The sequence below is a fragment of the Pseudomonas sp. NBRC 111133 genome (assembly GCF_001320605.1).
Lineage (GTDB): Bacteria > Pseudomonadota > Gammaproteobacteria > Pseudomonadales > Pseudomonadaceae > Aquipseudomonas > Aquipseudomonas monteilii.
In genome coordinates, this window is record NZ_BCBJ01000088.1 from 34,609 (window position 1) to 49,111 (window position 14,503).

Sequence of the window (14,503 nt, forward strand, 5' to 3'; positions counted from 1 at the left end):
ATGATCAGGCAGTTGACCACTCTCTCGCTCGCCGCACTCGTTGCTGGTTGTGCGATTCAGAAGGCTGAGCAGCCGCCGAAGCCGGCGTTCGATAGCAGCCGTAATCCCGAATGGCTGTCTCCGGACATCTACCCGAACGGTGCAAGTCCGGAGAAGGAACCGGTCGTTCGGTATGGCCGCTACACCTTGGTGAGCACCCAACCCGATGCGAGCCAGCGCGACCTGATGGCACAGATCATCGACGTAACCATCCCGTCCAGCATGAACCCAAGCGTTAGGGATGCCATGCTCTACGTGGTCGACCGGTCAGGGTACGCCCTCTGCCCGCCCAGTTCGCAGCACGTCAACATCCTGTACACCCGACCTCTGCCGGCAGCCCAGTACAAACTTGGCCCGATGACGCTGCGTAATACCCTCCAGGTCCTCGCCGGCCCAGCCTGGCAGGTGAAGATCGATGAAGTGAACCGTCAGGTGTGCTTCGTGCTTCGCCCCGGTTACCAATTGCCAACCCCGTCGACGCCGGCAGGCGAGCTCTACGCCGACAAAGCGCGGACTCCTGAAACCAGCTCCGCCACACCGGGCTCGACGCCGGGCGTAGTCGTCGCCGCAGTGCCTAGTCCCCCTCCCATCTCCACCACTACGCCCGCTGTCGCATCCCCAGCGCCAGTGGCTCCCGCGCTCCCCCCAGTGGCACCCGCCAAGGATGGCTCTATCCCGGCTGCGACCGTAACCGCCGCGGCTAAACCTTCGACGCCTGCGTTCCCAGCACCGACAGTGCCGAACAAACAGGCAGCTTCCAAGCCAGCGGTTGCGGTCTCTAGTACCGCAGTCGGCGCCCCGCCCATCGAGGTCAAACCCGCTCCCCGGCCGCTGCCACAGGTATGGACGGCCGCAGTTGGATCAACGTTGCGCGAGACCGTTGAGGAATGGGCCAAAAAAGCCAACTGGCGAGTGATCTGGGCACAGGAGGACCTCAACTACCCCATTGAGGCCCCGCTGCGTTTCGAAGGGTCTTTCCAGGAAGCCATCAAGCAGCTGTTCCCACTTTACGACAACGCCCCTCGCCCCTTCGTGGTCGACGGCAGCGAGGGGGCGCAGAGCGTCCTGCACGTAGCTGAGAGGAAAAAGAAATGACCAAGTCCGCTTGGGCACGCTGGGCCCTGACGCCGATCGCCATGGCAATGTTGACCAGCTGCGCGCTGCAGCGCGTGAACGAGTCATTTGACCGCTCGGAGTATGAAGGGCGAACTGCAGGGCAATACAGCAAGTACCTCCAGAATCAGCAGCCTCAACAGGCGCGTGAAACCGTGGTGTTTAGCAACAAGCCGTGGGTGTCGACGCAGCCGCTGGTGAGCAAGCGTGGGCTGCCCTTCGCGCTCGATGCCGACATCGCGTATCGCCCGGCAGGGGCTGTCTCGATTTCGCAGCTGGCCCAGTACATCACCAAGGAAACAGGCCTGCCGGTAATCGTGGCACCTGATGCAATCAACCCGGCAATTCTGTCGTCTGGGAAGTCGGACAAAACGGCCCAGCCAAAGCCTCCTGTAGCAAACCCCGATAGCTTGGCCGGCCTCCTGCCAAGCTCAGTGATGGGTGGCTATGGTGATACGAGCACCTTCGACCTCGGCATTGGCTCCAGCAGCTTGATTTCGGGCCTCAAGTACTCAGGGAAAGTATCCGGTCTGCTCAACCAGGCGACCTCTCAGCTCGGCCTGTCCTGGCACTTTGACCAGGAACTACGAGGCGTGCGGATCACCTACTTTGACACGCGCACCTTCGATGTGTGGACCTTCGGCGATGTCCTGGAAATCGAGAGTACGGTGAAGTCCGGCCTGCTGACCTCGACAGGCAGCGGAGATACCGGCTCGTCCAGCTCTTCGGGCGCCACAGGGGAGTCTGGGAGCAACCAGAGCACCAAGTCGACCTATAAGACATCGTTGATGACCGACATCGAGAACGATGTGCGGGCAATGCTAAGCGTACAACCGCCCGGGCGCCTGTCGCTTTCCCGCTCCACCGGTTCGCTCACCGTCAGCGATCGCCCTGACGTACTGAACCGTATCGCGGCCTACCTCAAGGACACCAATCGCAGTATCACGCGGCAGGTACTTTTCAACGTCAAGGTCTATGAGGTGAACTTTACCGACAGCGATCAGACAGCCATCAACTGGAGCGCCGTCTACAAGTCGATATCAGGCAAATGGGGCTTTGGACTCAGCAACACCGTTGCCGGCATTAGCTCAGAGGCAATCTCTGCAACCGGTAGCATTCTGGACACGTCCAGCTCGCCGTGGGCTGGCTCGAAAGCCGTCCTCCAAGCTCTGTCGGAGCAAGGCCGGGTGTCGGAGGTCCGCTCGCCTTCGGTCACTACACTCAACTTGCAACCCGCGCCCATCCAGATCGGTAACGTTCAGAGCTACGTCGCCTCGAGCTCGACCACCACCACTGCCTCGGTAGGTTCAAGCACTGCCCTGACGCCGGCAACCATCACCAGTGGCTTCAACATGATGCTGCTGCCGAAGCTCCTGGACAAAGAAAACATGCTGCTGATGATCACGCTGAGCATCAGCAGCAAGCCCACCTTCAAGGACTTCGAAAGCAATGAATCGAAGATCCAGACCACAGACTATGACACCAAGAACGTTGCCCCCAAGGTACGCCTGCGGAGCGGTGAAACACTCGTCCTGACCGGGTTCGATGAGAACAGTGAAAACGCCGACAAGAGTGGTGTAGGGAGTGCAAGCTTCTTTGGCCTGGGCGGCGGTCGCAAGCGCGCTACCACCCACAGTTCCCTGGTCGTTCTGGTAACGCCGATCGTTCTACCCGACAGCCTGTCCAGCAGCTGGAGCATTCCTTACCCCCTCAGCAGCCATCAGTTCAGCTTGAACGGAACCGCTCCTGCCTCCCGCACCCACTGCAGGCCGCCACTCAGCGTCTGCCAGGTTCTTTGAGATGCCGACAATGAGCACTGAAACTCAGTCGCCACGCATCTCTCGGGTGCAGATTCTGCACCACCGAGGCCGAGCGTTCGTCACCGGATTGCGATGGCACCCGCTGGGCAGCGTGACTGGCCACATGAAGGAAGCTCGCCAGTTCGGTAAGGAGAACAAGCTCGATATCGTCACGATTCGACGTAACCCGCGAATTATCCAGGCCGGCTTCGTTGCTCGTACCGATGGTGTGACCAAAGGGATGTACTCCCTGGCCTCGACCCTGGCAGGCCAGCTCGGTGAGTCCTGGATCGCCGCGTGGCGAGTGAGCCCGGACGAGGATCGATACGCGCTTGTCGCTGTTTACAAGGGCGGCATCATCCCTGGCTGTGACGTCATTGGCTCGGAAGTCGAAATCCGCCGGCGAGTGGCGCAACAGCGCAGCCGCGGGATTGAGTTTGAAGAGTGGTATTTGCCCACCGAATTCGACATGGGGGGCAAACCACTCGATGTCGATGAGCTGCTCCAGCCGTCGAAGCTCAAGCGCGAGTATCGACTACGCCCATTGGTGTTCGGGCTATCCAGAGCAGAGCTGTCCCAGCTAGCAATCGCAGGCATCGTTGTTACAGCAGGGCTGATCGGTTGGTCGCAGTGGAGCGCCTACCAGGACCAGGTTGAGCTGGAGAAACGCTTGGCGGCCGAGCAGAAGCGGCTCGAAGAACTCGCCAGGCTGGAGCGGGAGAGTGGCAGCACTCAGCCTGCACAAGCCTTGGAGCACCCTTGGGCAAAACGTCCCTCAGTCGGAGACTTTGTGGACGGTTGCAGCAAGGTCATTTACTGGCTGCCCCCCAGCATCGATGGCTGGCTTTATGCCGACGCTGTGTGCGACGGCTCCCAGGTTCTGACCACCTACAACCGCACAGGCAACAGCACGGCAGCTGACCTCATATCCGCCACGAACGGCGTCTTTTCGGGTCCCCCTGCATTCTTCAACCAGGGTAATTCCGCGACGCTGCCTTACGCGATATCTCTGCCTGCAGCAGGTGACGAGCCACTGCTGAACGTAGCCGAAGCAACTGCCAATTTGACGTCGTCGCTTCATCGTTTTTCTCAAGAACCGACGCTCACTGAAGTGCCTGTTGCTGTTCCCCAAGAGCCCGCCCTGCCAGGACAACCCGCTCCTCCACCGCCTCCGCCCCCTGAGTGGAGGCAGTTTGAATTGAAGTACAGCACGGGTGTGCTACCGCACGACTCGCTCACGGACGCACCCGTCCAGGGGCTGAGGCTGCGCGAAATCAAGGCTGAGTATCAGGCCAACCATTTGATGTGGACTGTGACAGGTGATCTGTATGCGAAATAACGCCGTGGGCCTCTTGATCGTCGCGGCGTTCGCTACGAATGCCTTTGCGACCCCTTCGGAATTGTCTGGCATCAGCATTGGCGAACTGGGGAAGGTACAGAGCGAGACGATTCTGTTGAAGGCCAAGGCCGAACGAGCCAAGGCCGAGCGAGAAATGAAGGGCGAACCCACGCCATCGGTCCAACCGGTAAGCACTGGGATGAGTAATCCCTTCCCTGCGCCTCAGCCTATGCAGTACCTGCCCTCTGAAAGCAAAGCAGCCGCCAAGTCAGACCTCCCAGTGGTCAAGGCCGTCACGGGTTCAGCTCGCAGGATGCAGGCGACCCTGCTCTACAGCAGCGGTATCGAGGTTGATGCCCTGATTGGCCGCGAGCTGCCTGGTGGCTACCGCGTTGCTCAGATCACCCTGGACGGCGTAACGCTCGAGCGTAAGGGCAAGCGATTCCCGTTGGGGTTTTCTGACCAGGCCCCATCGGTAGCCATCCAGCCCCCTGCGCTCACCCAGCCAGCCAACGCCTTGCCCGGCATGTTCCAAACCAAGCCCTGAGGTAGCGCCCAGTGACCGTCCTTACAGCTCCAAACCCTGCCGATAGTCTGTCGGCAGATGCCGGCACAGCAGCTCTGTTCTCCCCTGCCTGTACCGTCTTGACGGCCCCAGGGGGCAGATTCGAGGTAAAGCCCGAGTTGCGTCTTTACTGCGCGCTAACCGAAGACGGCACACTTCATGTGTCGACCCAGCACCAGACTGATCCTTGGGTGATGGCTTTCATGGATCAGCTCGACCACGCAGGGTTCGACTACACGATCTCGACGTGCTCGATGACAGACATCAAGGCGCTTTACCAAACCTCCGCCCAGGCCGGCGTGGGTCTCGCGCAAGTCGATACCGACCGTCAGGCCCATGCCCTGCAGATACTGGGTGATGCCCATCGACGCGGGGCCAGTGACGTACACATCGTTGTTGGCCACGACATTTCCAAGATCTTCTACCGCCTACATGGACTGCTCTGGGAGGCACGCCAGGAGTCAAGCCTGGTCGGTCTGGAGCTGTGTTCAGCGCTCTACAACAGCATGTGTGACGTCACCAAAGATCACTACCAACCGCAGATCGCGCAAGACGCGCGCGTTGGTCGGGAATTCGTGCAACAGCTTGGGTTGTTCGGTGCCAGGGTAGCTACGCGCCCTCTCGTGGACGGTCCGCTGATGGTCATGCGGCTTCTTTACGACGATCAAAAAAAGATGACGCTCGAACACTTGGGCTTCTTGCCGGCGCAAATCGAACAGTTCGCGCGCCTTCGGAGTCTGCCGTATGGGGTGAACTTGATCACCGGTCCGACTGGCTCCGGAAAGTCAAAATCGCTGCAGGTGAACCTGAACTTACTCCACGACGAGACGCAGGGTACGAAGCACCTTCTGACTCTCGAGGATCCACCCGAGTATCCGCTAAAAGCCAATCAATCCCCATTGAGTAGCGGTGAGACTTGGAATCACGGCATCAAAAACTCAGTCCGCCTGGATCCTGACATTTTGATGTACGGAGAACTGCGGGACGTTGAGTCGGCCCAGGCCGCTTACAGCGGAGGGATGACAGGTCACCAGGTTTGGTCGACGTTGCACACGAATAACGCTGTCGCTTCCCTTCAGCGCCTGATCGACATGGGGGTACCCAAGTACCTGGTGACGGATCCTGCCCTCACCACCGGCATCATCAACCAGTCCCTGCTTCCAGTTCTCTGCCCTTCATGTCGCGTTCCATTGTCTAGGAACCTCGGGACGATCACTCCCGGCCTACTTTCTCGCCTTGAAAAACTGAGGATCGTCGACCAGGTCAATCTGCGCGGCGAAGGCTGCTCATGCTGTAGAAATCTCGGTGTCGTCGATCGAACCGTAGTAGGTGAGGTGTTGCTCACCGACATGCAGTTCATGGGTGTCTTCTCAGAGAGAGGTGCCAGCGCTGCGCGTAGGCATTGGGTTAAGGAGATGGGGGGCATTACCAAGATCGCTCATGCCATTACAAAGATCGAAATGGGAAGTATCGATCCTCGGCACGCAGAGACCATTATTGGTCCGCTCGATTTTGACCGCCAGTTAGTCGAGCTCTCCCATGTTTGATGCGCTCCAAGACTTCCGAGCTGGTTTGAAAGAGGCGTCCCGAGGTTGGGTCGAGACCTTCTATGCCAAGCAATTCGGGAAGAAGGAGCGCGTCCAATTCTACGAGAGCCTCATGGGCGTGCTCGAGGACGGGATCCCGATCGAGGTTGCTCTGGAGACGGTTGAAAAAGCCTTCAGCAACAACGGCAAGGAGCTGCATCCGGTATCGATAATCTGCGGCGAGATCGCAATGACAGTACGTGGGGGGAAGTCCCTGGCGCACTCCTGCAGGGCTCACGTTCCTTACGATGAAGCGTCACTGATCGAGACGGGAGAAGAAACCGGGAACCTGGTGCAGGCGTTTCGTGATTGCGTGCGGATCATCGAGATCCGCCAGCGCATTGGCCGGCTGGTCCGATCAGTAGTTGCGCTTCCATCGCTGACCTGGAGCCTGATGTGGGCGCTCTTGTATGTGATCGCCCTATGGATGGTCCCTTCAATGACAAGGCGATCGGACCCAGAATCCTGGACAGGTATTCCGGCGCTGCTTTACCACCTGTCCAACCTCGTCACCCATTACGGTTTGGCAATACTGATCGGCCTGCTGGCGGTGATCGCCATTGCTGTAACCACGCTACCCGTATTTTGCGGGCTCAAGATCAAACCTGACAGCCCGACCTGGCAGGTACAGGTGAGCAGGGTTCTGCAAGTCGCGCGCCTTCGCGTTGAGTCGTTCCCACCTTGGTCTCTGTACAAGGTTCTGCACGGCTCAATTTTCCTGTTGAACATGTCGGTGATGTTGCGCACCGGCATCAACCAGCTGGATGCCTTAGCCATCCTCAACAGGAGCGCTCCACCTTGGCTCAGCGAAAGGCTCGACGCGATTCACTACGGCGTGAGCTCAGGCAAAAACTTCGGCGAAGCGCTGAAGCTCGCCGGACACCAATTTCCCGATGCGATGGCCATCCACTATCTGGAGGTCCTGGCGACCCGCAAGGGATTCGCGGAGTCCATGGAGCGCTTTGCCAATCGCTGGCTAGAGCAAACCCTTCTTCGCGTTGATGCGACTTCCAAATTCCTGATCGCCATGTCCTCGGTGTGCATGGGCGTCCTGATGATCCTCGTGGTCATCGGGATCTTCCAGATGGCCGGAAGCGTAATGGACTCAACCAGCTTTTAAACAGTAACCAAGGAGTAACAAGCATGGTAACTCGTGCAAAACGTACACAAGCCGGCTTCCTGTCGATTGACGGTGTTTTCTGGCTGATGCTGATCGCGGTTGCGATCGGTTTCATCGTCTGGATGAGCTGGAGAATGATCGGCAACTCCGATGTCGCGATCGAACAGAGCAACATCAGCACCCTGATCGCAAACACCAAAAAGCTTAAAGGCTCCACTGGCTACGGGACGTCCGGGCAGAGCCTGGTAACGTCCCTGATCAACATCGAAGGCACCGGCTCGATGGGGATTTCCGGCACCACCCTGGTGAACCAGTGGAATGGTGCCGTGACGGTCGTCAGCAACGGTATGACCTTCACTATCTCCGAAGCCAACGTTCCGAAAAGCGCCTGTATCACTTTGGCAACCAAGGTGGCCAAAGACAAGCAGACCACTACCGCAATCAATGGCGGCACGGCGACCACGGGTGAAGTACTAGCGACTGCAGCAACCACCAGCTGCTCGAACAACGCCAACACCATGACCTGGACCACCTACTGAAGGAGCTTGGTGTGAGCGCCATCTCCGAAGCAAACTTCGTCGACCTCTACCTCGGCGACGGTTTCGCGGACGTGAAGGGGCTGCCTGGGCAGCCCACTCGTGTTCCTGCCCCTCAGGAATGGGGAGTCGAAATTGATCAACTGCGCGAGCGCTGCCAAGAGCACTTCAACAAAACGCAGGAACCTGAGTTCTCGCTGATTTTCGATGGTGCCGTTTACCGGGTTACCCAGCTCCAGGATCTCCACGCACAATCGCTCTTCGTACTGAGCAGGTCGGTGGTTCGGATTCTCCCGCTGGACGATCTCGGGCTGCCTGATGAACTCCATCGGAGCCTGTTCGACCCTGGCATACGAGGGTTGATATTCATCTGCGGTGAGATGGGCTCCGGCAAGACCTCAAGTGCGGCCTCGATGGTTGCGGCAAGGCTTGAGGAGCTTGGGGGAATGGGACTGACCGTCGAGGATCCACCCGAACCTCTGCTGCATGGCGAGCATGGACTTGGGCGCTGTATCCAGATCCCAGTCTCCCGTCGCCAGGGTGGATATGAGGAGGCGTTGATCCGGGCGCTGAGAACGCGCGCGGAGATCCTGATGGTGGGCGAAGTACGCGACACACCGACAGCCGCCCAAGTAGTCCAGGCCTCGATCAATGGTCATTTCATCATCTGCACCGGGCATGCCGGCAGCGCCACCAAAGGCATTGAGCGCTTGGCTTCGCTGGCACAGCCACTGATCCCGAATGCGAAAGACCTGCTGGCTCAAGGACTCATTGCCGTCATCCACCAGGTCCTGATCCCTGACGCATCTGGCTTCAAGCGGCTGAAACTTCAATGCCTGTCTCTGGTTGGAACCGACGCACCTGGTATCCGCGAAAAGATCCGTGCCGGCCAACTGCAGATGCTCGAGCAAGACATCGCCAACCAGTCCTCTAGGAGCCTCTGGAATGATCAATAAACGCAACCAGGCGGGGATGCTCGGCGTGGACGCCGTCATGGCATTGCTCGTGCTCTCTGTGCTCATCACCCTGGGCTCGGTGTGGATCATCAAGCAGATGGACGCCCAGGACTTCAGGATCGCTGCAGACAAGCAGAAGGCGGTCGCTGACGCGGTCAGCAAGTACCTCAAAGACAACTTCAGTACTGTGCTGGCGAGCGCCACCGCTACGAATCCGGTACAGATCACAGTACCGATGCTTCGCAACACGAACTTCCTGCCGGCCGGGTTCACGGACACCAATGGGTTTGGCCAGACGATCGTCGGGCTGGCTCGCAAGCCGAATGCCAACCAGTTGGAAGCTGTCGTCCTCACCACCGGTGGCCAGGCCATATCGGAGCTGGGCATTCGAACAATTGCAGAAAACCTCGGCGGCCCGGGCGGCTTCATTTCTTCGAGCAACACCAATGTGATTCAGGGCGTACGCGGTGGCTGGCAAGTGACCCTGAGCAACTACGCCATCAACCCCGGCGCCGGCCATACCGCAAGCGCACTGTTCCTGATGGATGGCCAACTCGCCAACGACTACCTGTATCGCAACGCGGTGCCGGGCCACCCCGAGCTGAACAGCATGAACACCGACCTCAGCATCGGGGGGCACAATATCAACAACGCAGCAGCCATCACTGCGTCTGGCAATGTGACAACCAGTGCGGACCTCAATGCTCGGAACGTGACGGCGACAAATACGGTGACTGCAGCAACCGCCAACATCACAGGGGAGACCTATACGGGCGGCTGGTTCAGATCGCGCGGTGATACTGGCTGGTACAACGAAAAATGGGGCGGCGGCATCTACCAGTCGGATCCGGACTGGGTGCGCATCTACAACAACAAAGGCCTCGCTACGGGTGGTGCCGTCGTCGCCGGTCAGGTCCAGTCCTACGGCAGCATCAGCGCGTCTGGGCGACTTACGACGGGGGAGTATCTCTCGATCGGTGGCCAGGCTGCTGAGGGTGCTGCCTGCAGCGACAACAGCCTGATCGCCAAAAACGCTGCCGGCCAAACCCTTTCCTGCCAATCAGGGGTATGGCGCTCCGCATCCAGTACAGCCCCCAAGTGCGCGGCTTACACCATCCCCGGGTACGCCGCGAACGACGTGACCACATACGCCTGCCCCGCGGGCTACACCAAGATCGGGTGGGACACCTACGGCCAGGGTTGGCGCTCGAGCACGACGCCCGGAATCATCATCGGCTCCAACGATTACTCGACCATTTTCTGCTGCCAGTTCTGACCCAGCGCCGCCGTGCCGGCGGCTCCAACTGCTCGATAAGCAATGATGGCTTTGTGACACACCCTCTAGCGGGTATCATGGCTTACCGCCTTACCGAGCTTCCAAGCAGCACTTACAAGGATTGAGAAGTGAGCAGTATCCATTTTGATGTAGATGCAGTGTATTGCATCTCTTTAGACACTCGCGAAGATCGCCGCCAGCTCTTCAGAGAAAGCATCGGCGAAGTAATCGATAACCCTGTCAACTTCCACATCGTTCAAAAACATCACGATCCCAAACAAGGTTGTTACGAGTCTCATCAGCAGCTGGCTCGCCTTGCCCTGGATCAGGGACTTGAGCGCATTCTTGTGTTTGAAGATGATGTGAAGCCTTATGAACTCAAAGCCTCACGCATTCAATGGATCAACCGGTTCATGCGTCGGCACCGATTCGAGGCGCTACACCTGGGCTACTCCATGGGCCGAACATGGCTGACGTGGTTTCCATTTATCGCTCGTGGACGCGTCGTAGCGCTGCATGCCTACGTGCTTTCGCGAGAAGGCTGCCAGATCCTGGCAAACACCCAATATGACGGCACACCTGTCGACGTCGTTTTCAAAAACACTATCCGCCAGCACTGCGTTTTCCCGATGATGTTCCGGCAGCACGCTGCCTGCGTAACTGGGAGCGACCTGGAGCAAGTGGTTAAAAATGAAGATGATTGGTGGGAGCGCAACTGGCGCAAGCATTGGCGGTCGCCGCTCAAGAACATGTGGAAAACGTTGCTGCGTTGGAATTTCTAACACGCTCATGATGCGGCTGGGGCGATCTCAGGAACTATTGGTCTTGACAAAGCCCCACAGGGCTGAACTTCACCCTCTGCACTCCAGGAGGCCAGGCAATGTCTTTCAACTGGATCGTCATAACCATACTTCTGATTGCCGTGGGGATAGTTTCCCTGCAGGAGGAACAGTCTCTCCAGCTCTCGGACTACGCCACGGTTGATTCGGTCAGCCGTAACTTCCTCGTTTACCGATCAGCTGCAGCGCAGTATGCCGCTGCGAACCCATCCTACACTGGCACGCCTGCAGATGCCGCCTTGTCGCTTCCCTCCTGGTTTTCCAAACCATCGGGCTTGGCCGCCTATGTGACGGCGGGACAGAGCTACACCTACTTCACCGGTGCCGTACCAGCGGGGCTACCTGCTGCCCTAGTGGAAAGAACCCAATCGATGTCCGTTGGGGTCAAGCGTTCCGGACTGCTGTACTCGCCAGTTGCTGGCGTGACGAACGTCACTATTCCTCCGCTTGTACCCGAAGGCGCGGTCGTAGCGCTCAACTAAAGAATTCAGGCTGCAAGGGCGTATCGGCTTGCATCTGTACGGTGCCGACAACATAATGCCATCAGCAATGGTTCAACCCCGCTGGCTACTGACGGTCATCAGTAGCGCCCAGGTGTTGTGGTTCGCCCCAATACCAAACCGTAAGCACGCTATAGCTCCGGGAAGGGCGTGCGGATCTGGTTGTGATTCTCCCTTTGCCTCCCTGCTCTCTCTAGTCGCGCAGCCGTCTAACTCGTGATGATCGAGTCCAAAGGCATACAGAGTCTCAAGAGATTCGGTGCTTCTTAGCTCCAAGGGCCACACCGGTGATGTGGCCCCACTCTTTTCTTTCCCTTTGGGTAGCCTGATGGACTTCAAGCGAGGTCCATCAGGCTACCCAATGGGTATTTCTCCCCCTGCCGGTGGCCCGCCGGCGATAAGCCGGGCTCCTTTTGTGCGCGGATGCGTGCCTCACGTTTGCTGGCCAAAGCCACGAGAATGGCCAGGTGATGAGAATCGAGACGATCAATGCCCAGGGATCGACGATCTCCCCACAGGTGGCTCCTTCTACATCCTTTCTCATCACGGCTGGAGGTGATCTCCAGCCGGTATCCTTTCTCCCTCCCTACATCCCTAATCGGGTTCATGGCCCCTCGCTGCAGCGGGATATCGAGGCACTCTCATTGTCACGACAGACAAGAGATACAGCGTAATGAAACGAACGAAATCAGCCGCACCAAGGATTTTGAGATCAAGAGGGTCAGGGGTATGCGAGACATACCAAAGTAAAATGCATAGGCAATAAGCCAAACCTGATCCTCCGATCAGCACCCCCATGTTAGCCCAATCACCATCGCGCAACCCTAGGTTCAAGCGACCAATAAAGACTACCCAAGATAACACCATCAGGTACGACATCCCCATTGCGACCGGCAATGCGAGTGCAGCAACAGAGAATGGGTCGGCCAACGGCGATGAATCCGGGAAAACGCTCAACAATGTCAGAGCACCAAAAACCATAAGCAACGACCTGCTATTAACCTTGGAAAACCAATCCAAAATATCCTTCATTAGCCTTTGAATCCCCCAGCAAAAATGGGTGCCATACCCTGCAAATTCAGGGAAATATAACAAACCCGTGAAAGGCGTCAACTCACCGAAATTGACCCCGAATAAAAACCTCTTCCAAAACCAGACAGACTTGAGATAGATTTATATAAGAGTTTGGCTTCCCGGCCTATTCTCCAGCACATATCCAACTATAAAGCGCTGCGTGTCTGCCCTTTCAAAAATAGGACCACAACATGAATTCGATTGAAACGCTCCGACTCCGCGACGAAGTTGAACCGTATGACTTTGTTCGCATTGAGGGAGCGCTCCCAACTCACATCTTGATTGACGGAGAGGTTGCGTCTCTCGCCAAGAACGAAATGCAGAAGAACCAAGGCTTTTTCGAAAAGCTTGGCCGCGACCTAGGTGTACTGAGATCCCAACCCGCTTGGGAAGGCTGGGAGGGCTGGGGAGCGGGAGACAAACTTAAACGTGCCGCACTGCACAAGGCTGGCTGGACTTTTAACGATAGTCACACGCCCTACGAAGAGGCTGCGCGCGCTTACGAAAAAGTGCGGCAAGCATTGCTTTCTCCTGACTGTAATTCCCCAGCCGACCTACTGGATCTGCTCAGCTAAAGAATCGATACCAAGGATTGGCGACCGAGACGACCACTTTTCCAGGCCAGCCTGAGGTTCGTTGTTTCGTACTGCCAGCTTGACACAAGCCTCCTCTGCTTCGATTATTGGTGTGTGATCTGCTGACGTCGTCAGCAACATGCCCTATGCCGCACGGATCTGTAATGCGGCAGCACACCATTCGATGTGTGATCCTCCCAAGGTCGTTTCGCTTCTGGTAGCACGACCGATCGGGTAAAACCGATAGAAGCCCCTTCCGCAAACCCAGCGGGGAATACACTTCCCCCGTTGGGTCAGTGTTTCTCCGCATTTTTCACCGCAGGAGAAACACCATGACCGCAATGTCCGCACCAACGACCGGCTTCCGTTTTGGCTATGCGCTCGGCACCCTCACCCGAGAGTTCCTGCGCTCCATGAAACGGACAACTCCGCCTGTCCCTGTTCAGGCCCAGCCTGTAGCTCATTTCGCGAGCATATCGCCCATTCGAAACGACTGGGATGAGCTTTGCCGCTTTCCTACCCTTGCACGCCGCGGCGTTGATCTGAACCAGTGGTTCGATACCAACACCAAGCCGGTACCACCGACCAAGCGCCGTGTCCGTCAGCGAAAGCCGGCCCAGCGCAAAGCACCTGAGCCACGTATGGGCTCGCTGAACGATCTCATAGCCCCAGTCGCGGCGATCTAACCCTTCTCCCTCCCCACCCTGTGCCAGGCACCCCACCTGGCAAGGTGAGGGCCTGGCGATCTAAGGAAAGCCATGGCATCCAAAAAACGCGCCGCTGTAGCGGACGACCTTCGCAAGATAGGCACCACAGCTGTCGCCGCCGCCCTCGTGGGCATTTTTCTGAGCACCAACCGATTGCTTACCACTTTCGCCCTGGCGGTAGGTGCTGTAATCTGGTTAGCAGGTATTTACCTCACACCGGAGGACTGACATGAGCCAGACCACATTCGGTATTCTCTTGCTGACTTCCCTGCTCGTACTCTGCTTGGGTATGGCGGTTTGGGCAGATTGGCCCAATGTCAAACGTCAATGCCAGAAGCTTCTGCGAGCGCATTGAACGTCGATTCCCCTTCAAACCCTCCTACCGGAGGGTTTTTTGTTCAAGGGCTTGACAAAGTATTCTGCCGTTTCCATCCTTGAGCCTGTGAGCTGCTGACGTCGTCAGCACCCCAAGCCCGAGT

The 14,503-nt window shown here is 57.8% G+C and carries 15 protein-coding genes; 14 read left to right on the plus strand and 1 reads right to left on the minus strand.

The features are described 5' to 3' along the window. The 11 genes from APH36_RS21035 to pilM all read left to right on the plus strand — a co-directional run bounded on the left by APH36_RS21035 (position 1) and on the right by pilM (position 11,650). Entirely contained in the window at positions 1-1,134 is a 1,134-nt protein-coding gene (locus APH36_RS21035) for a TcpQ domain-containing protein (protein ID WP_031324267.1), read from the plus strand. Beyond that, complete coding sequence (locus APH36_RS21040) at positions 1,131-2,951, plus strand: PilN family type IVB pilus formation outer membrane protein (protein WP_023660712.1); 1,821 nt, start codon at positions 1,131-1,133, stop codon at positions 2,949-2,951. Before APH36_RS21035 ends, APH36_RS21040 begins: the two co-directional genes overlap by 4 nt. 10 nt (positions 2,952-2,961) lie before the next feature. Beyond that, complete coding sequence (gene pilO2, locus APH36_RS21045; protein ID WP_031324269.1) at positions 2,962-4,290, plus strand: type 4b pilus protein PilO2; 1,329 nt, start codon at positions 2,962-2,964, stop codon at positions 4,288-4,290. Further along, the gene (gene pilP / locus APH36_RS21050; RefSeq protein ID WP_023660714.1) at positions 4,280-4,837 is read left to right on the plus strand and encodes a type IV pilus biogenesis protein PilP; all 558 of its coding nucleotides are present in this window, start codon (positions 4,280-4,282) and stop codon (positions 4,835-4,837) included. Before pilO2 ends, pilP begins: the two co-directional genes overlap by 11 nt. A 221-nt stretch (positions 4,838-5,058) precedes the next feature. Then, entirely contained in the window at positions 5,059-6,402 is a 1,344-nt protein-coding gene (locus tag APH36_RS21055; protein WP_225624741.1) for a GspE/PulE family protein, read from the plus strand. Then, complete coding sequence (locus tag APH36_RS21060) at positions 6,395-7,561, plus strand: type II secretion system F family protein (RefSeq protein ID WP_023660716.1); 1,167 nt, start codon at positions 6,395-6,397, stop codon at positions 7,559-7,561. The genes APH36_RS21055 and APH36_RS21060 overlap by 8 nt, the downstream gene beginning before the upstream one ends. A gap of 23 nt (positions 7,562-7,584) precedes the next feature. Then, the gene (locus APH36_RS21065) at positions 7,585-8,100 is read left to right on the plus strand and encodes a type 4 pilus major pilin (RefSeq protein ID WP_023660717.1); all 516 of its coding nucleotides are present in this window, start codon (positions 7,585-7,587) and stop codon (positions 8,098-8,100) included. An 11-nt stretch (positions 8,101-8,111) separates the two neighbouring features. Then, positions 8,112-9,053, plus strand: a complete 942-nt coding sequence (locus APH36_RS21070; protein ID WP_023660718.1) for an ATPase, T2SS/T4P/T4SS family — start codon at positions 8,112-8,114, stop codon at positions 9,051-9,053. Then, positions 9,043-10,329 carry a shufflon system plasmid conjugative transfer pilus tip adhesin PilV gene (gene pilV, locus APH36_RS21075; RefSeq protein ID WP_055985445.1) on the plus strand — a complete coding sequence of 429 codons (1,287 nt, stop codon included), beginning with the start codon at positions 9,043-9,045 and terminating at the stop codon, positions 10,327-10,329. Before APH36_RS21070 ends, pilV begins: the two co-directional genes overlap by 11 nt. Before the next feature lie 128 nt (positions 10,330-10,457). Further along, positions 10,458-11,111, plus strand: a complete 654-nt coding sequence (locus tag APH36_RS21080; protein WP_023660720.1) for a hypothetical protein — start codon at positions 10,458-10,460, stop codon at positions 11,109-11,111. A gap of 98 nt (positions 11,112-11,209) precedes the next feature. Further along, positions 11,210-11,650 (plus strand): type IV pilus biogenesis protein PilM, encoded by a 441-nt coding sequence (pilM, locus tag APH36_RS21085; protein WP_023660721.1) that lies wholly within the window; start codon positions 11,210-11,212, stop codon positions 11,648-11,650. A 612-nt stretch (positions 11,651-12,262) separates the two neighbouring features. Here pilM and APH36_RS31765 read toward each other — a convergent pair. Further along, entirely contained in the window at positions 12,263-12,700 is a 438-nt protein-coding gene (locus APH36_RS31765) for a hypothetical protein (protein ID WP_139139510.1), read from the minus strand. 233 nt (positions 12,701-12,933) lie between these two features. On the opposite strand from APH36_RS31765, the gene APH36_RS21095 reads away from it, so the two are divergent. The 3 genes from APH36_RS21095 to APH36_RS32140 all read left to right on the plus strand — a co-directional run bounded on the left by APH36_RS21095 (position 12,934) and on the right by APH36_RS32140 (position 14,252). After that, the gene (locus APH36_RS21095; RefSeq protein WP_023660723.1) at positions 12,934-13,317 is read left to right on the plus strand and encodes a hypothetical protein; all 384 of its coding nucleotides are present in this window, start codon (positions 12,934-12,936) and stop codon (positions 13,315-13,317) included. 332 nt (positions 13,318-13,649) lie between these two features. After that, complete coding sequence (locus APH36_RS21100; RefSeq protein ID WP_023660724.1) at positions 13,650-14,003, plus strand: hypothetical protein; 354 nt, start codon at positions 13,650-13,652, stop codon at positions 14,001-14,003. A 72-nt stretch (positions 14,004-14,075) separates the two neighbouring features. After that, on the plus strand, positions 14,076-14,252 hold the full coding sequence (locus APH36_RS32140; RefSeq protein WP_023660725.1) for a hypothetical protein: 177 nt from the start codon (positions 14,076-14,078) through the stop codon (positions 14,250-14,252). Positions 14,253-14,503 lie beyond the last annotated feature (251 nt).